Annotated in this window: 5 protein-coding genes and 1 pseudogene; 2 read left to right on the plus strand and 4 right to left on the minus strand. The window is 62.1% G+C overall.

The genetic code is table 11. The features are described from left to right. The 3 genes from WCE35_RS23155 to WCE35_RS23165 form a co-directional block, all read right to left on the minus strand. The coding region (locus WCE35_RS23155) for an AtzE family amidohydrolase (RefSeq protein ID WP_424595640.1) at positions 1-946 on the minus strand (946 nt) is incomplete at its 3' end. Then, positions 936-1,118 (minus strand): DUF4089 domain-containing protein, encoded by a 183-nt coding sequence (locus tag WCE35_RS23160; protein ID WP_424595641.1) that lies wholly within the window; start codon positions 1,116-1,118, stop codon positions 936-938. The genes WCE35_RS23160 and WCE35_RS23155, both read right to left, overlap by 11 nt. An 11-nt stretch (positions 1,119-1,129) precedes the next feature. After that, on the minus strand, positions 1,130-1,258 hold the full coding sequence (locus WCE35_RS23165; RefSeq protein WP_424595642.1) for a hypothetical protein: 129 nt from the start codon (positions 1,256-1,258) through the stop codon (positions 1,130-1,132). Positions 1,259-1,347: 89 nt separating this feature from the next. Between WCE35_RS23165 and WCE35_RS23170 the strand changes: the two genes are divergently transcribed. Further along, positions 1,348-1,713 carry a cupin domain-containing protein gene (locus tag WCE35_RS23170; RefSeq protein WP_424595643.1) on the plus strand — a complete coding sequence of 122 codons (366 nt, stop codon included), beginning with the start codon at positions 1,348-1,350 and terminating at the stop codon, positions 1,711-1,713. 193 nt (positions 1,714-1,906) lie between these two features. Here WCE35_RS23170 and WCE35_RS23175 read toward each other — a convergent pair whose 3' ends face one another. Further along, the gene (locus WCE35_RS23175; RefSeq protein WP_424595644.1) at positions 1,907-2,782 is read right to left on the minus strand and encodes a GNAT family N-acetyltransferase; all 876 of its coding nucleotides are present in this window, start codon (positions 2,780-2,782) and stop codon (positions 1,907-1,909) included. A gap of 267 nt (positions 2,783-3,049) precedes the next feature. Here WCE35_RS23175 and WCE35_RS23180 point away from each other — a divergent pair. After that, positions 3,050-3,303: pseudogene (locus WCE35_RS23180) on the plus strand (hypothetical protein); the annotation flags it as partial.

Consider the following 3,303-nt stretch of genomic DNA (forward strand, 5'->3'; position numbering starts at 1 on the left):
CATAGGCCGCGGCGCGGGCGCGCGCCGCCTCGGGGATTTCGACGGACCGCGCGGCGCCAAGCGCCCTGGCGACGCGGGCGACCGCCTCGACGGCTTCGGGGAAAACATTCTGCTGGAAATATCCGCCGGCGATCGCGATCCGGAGGTTTCCGATGTTCTGCGTCAGCGAGAACGTCGCCGGTTCGACCGGCCGCGCGGTGCAGGCGGCGTCGTCGGCGTCAGGTCCCTGCATGGCGTCATAGGCCAGCGCGAGATCGCGCACGCTGCGCGCGAACGGCCCGAGATGATCGAGGCTTGCGACAAATGGATATGACCGCGCGCGCGACAGCCGGCCGTAGGTCGGCTTCAACCCGAAGATTCCGCAGAATGACGCCGGCACCCGGATCGAACCATTGGTATCCGATCCCAGCGCGATCGGCACCAGGCCGCCGCCGACCGCGCTGCCGGAACCGCCGGAGGAACCGCCGCTCATCCGGGTCGGATCGTGCGGATTGCGCGACGGGCCGTCATGCACATTCTCGCCGGTGAAGTCATAGGCGTATTCGCCCATGTTGAGCGCGCCGACCAGGACGGCGCCGGCCGCCTCCAGGCGCTCGATCAGGGTCGCATCGCGCCTTGAGGCCGGCAGGTCGCGATTGATCCTGGAGCCGGCCCGGGTCGAAAGCCCCTGCACGTCGAACAGATTCTTCACCGCGAACGGCACGCCGGCGAGCGGGCCGACGGTCTTGCCCGCCGCGATCGCGGCATCGACCGCCCGCGCCCTGGCGCGCGCGCGATCGGCGGTCACGTCGGTGAAGGCGTTGAGGACGGAATCGCGCCTGGCGATCCGCGCCAGCGCGGCCTCGATCGTATCGAGCGCCGACATCTTTTGGCTGACGACGGCCTGGGCGATTTGGGAGGCCGACCACCCCTCGGATTTTCCGGTCGTCGCAATATCAGGCGGCATAGATACTGGCCGGCTCGATTTCGTCGGGCAATGCAAATTCATCGACCAGCCGCGCCAGCCTCAGCGACACCTGCAGATTGGCCTTGACCGCCGGCCGCCACGCGTCTTCGACTGGCAACGCCATCGCCTTTGCGACGGCGTCGATATACTCATCCAGCGGGTCGGCTGCCATTGCTCCCTCACTCAACCTTCCTGGCGCATGATCCCTTGGGTGGAGTCCGAAGGCATGCCTTTCCGGATCATGCTCCAGATGACACGATCGCGCAATAAACGCACCACATTCAGATCATGCGACACGAACAGATAGCTCATGCCCATCGACGCCTTGAGGTCCTGCAGCAGGGCTCCATGGCGGTCATTGGAAATGGTATGAATTCCAAAATCACTTGATGGAGCGGGCCATGGGCTACGAGGCGATCAACTTTGGCAAAAAGTTCAGACTATTCGACGAGCAGTGGCAGCCCAAGGTCATAGCCGAAATGAACGACTACCAGTTCAAGATCGTGAAGCTGAAAGGCGACTTTATTTGGCACGATCACAACAATACCGACGAGACCTTCATCGTCCTGGAGGGCGTTCTGAGAATTGATTTTCGCGATGGTGCGGTCGACGTGTCGGCGGGCGAAATGTTCGTTGTCCCGAAGGGCGTCGAACACAAGCCTTATGCCGAACACGAGGTCAAATTATTGCTGATCGAGCCGCGAGGCGTGGTCAATACGGGCCATCAGGGCGGCGATCGCACCGCCGAGAATGATGTCTGGATTTGACGGATTTGACGCATCCAGGCCCTCGTATCTCTGCACAGAGATTTTGACCGGTTGCCTCAGCAATTATCCAAGCTCCTCATCCCACTGTTGCCGCGGTCTGGATGCCCCTCGGACCGACCGCTTCGAGTGGTTTGCGGTTCGACCGCTTTGGAAGTCGGACTGCGTAAGCGGACGCTCGTTCAATAAGCTGAGGTCAGAGATGCTTCTGGAAAAAATGGTCAGGATACGGGTCTTCATCGAAACGGTCGATCTCGACCCAGCCTGACGTGCGGTAGAGCCTCAGTGCCTCGGGCAACGCACTGTTGGTGTCGAGGCGTAAGGTTTTCACCGACAGTTCGCGTGCCAGGTTCTCGACGGCGTGCATCAGGCGCTTGGCAATGCCGAAACCGCGCGCGGTCTGGCATATCCAAAGCCTTTTGATTTCTGCTACTTCGCCACCGGTTCCCTTAAGCCCTACACAACCGATCGGCAGTCCGTCCGACATGGCGAGAAGAAACGCCCCTCGGGGCCGAACCATGTCCACAGCGTCCGGATCGCGGGACAGCGAAACGTCGAACCCCTTTTTGAAGCGACGACCAAGTTCGGAATAATATTCGCCAAGGCAATAGCGTGCGGCATCGTCCCTCGGGTCGGCTTCCTCTATCGCAACCCGGTCGCGGCCCAGCGCCGAGGCGACCAGGTCCATCGCACTAAGGAGTTCATCCGAACGCGGGGAGCGGTCCAGCAACGCGGATGCCCTTGCGTTGGAAAGTTCCTCGTAGGCTTGGAATTCACGCTGGCCCGCCGCAGTGAAGACAGCAACCCGGCGGCGGGCATCGTCAGGATGCGGCGTGGTTCTGACAAGGCCTTCCTCCTCCAGGCTCCGGAGCAGGCGGCTCATCAGGCCGGAATCGAGCCCGAGATATTCGCGGATTTCGGCCACATCCGTGCGGCCCATGCCAATCGCGTTCAGGACGCGTGCGGCCCCAAGCGGCCGGCCCCGGCCGAGGAAGGACGTGTCCAACGCACCGACTTCCATGGTGACGGCACGAGCGAAACGCCGAAAGCGGCTTACAGGATCATAGAGCATGTTATCTGACGTTAGTCAGATAACTGTTGGAGTCAATCGCCATATGCTGCCCTCCGGCGTAGAGCAGGTTGTAGGCAAGCCTGCCCGCCACTCCAACCGGTCAAAACCTCTGTGCAGAGGCCCTAGCGCCGGCCGCGTCGCCGCTGCGCTGCAAGGACGAAACGCCGCCCAGGCGAGGCTTCCGGATGGATCGCGAAATCGGAATCCTCTGATAGGGTGGAGGGCGGCGCCCGACCGGGCGTTTTCCTTCCCCCAATCGGTCCCGCCATGCTCTCACGATTCGATGATTTTCCGATCCATCAGACGCCGGAACCGATCGCGCATACCGCGACCACCGATCGCAATTTCTATGATCGCTACTGGTTCAATGGATTTTCTCCCGACCAGCCGTTCTATTTCGGCATTGCATTGGGCCTCTATCCCAACCGCGACATCATGGATTGCGCGTTCAGCGTCGTCCATGGCAGCGAACAGCGCTCGTTTCACGGCTCGCGCCGCGCGCCGTCCGAGCGCGGCGAACT

Source organism: Bradyrhizobium sp. (assembly GCF_049691595.1).
GTDB lineage: Bacteria > Pseudomonadota > Alphaproteobacteria > Rhizobiales > Xanthobacteraceae > Bradyrhizobium.

What these genes read in the sequence shown, in the direction of transcription:
- WCE35_RS23175 (WP_424595644.1), bottom strand. Translation starts at nt 2,782, where the DNA reads ATGCTCTATGATCCTGTAAGCCGCTTTCGGCGTTTCGCTCGTGCCGTC.
- WCE35_RS23160 (WP_424595641.1), bottom strand. Translation starts at nt 1,118, where the DNA reads ATGGCAGCCGACCCGCTGGATGAGTATATCGACGCCGTCGCAAAGGCG.
- WCE35_RS23170 (WP_424595643.1), top strand. Translation starts at nt 1,348, where the DNA reads ATGGGCTACGAGGCGATCAACTTTGGCAAAAAGTTCAGACTATTCGAC.
- WCE35_RS23165 (WP_424595642.1), bottom strand. Translation starts at nt 1,258, where the DNA reads ATGAGCTATCTGTTCGTGTCGCATGATCTGAATGTGGTGCGTTTATTG.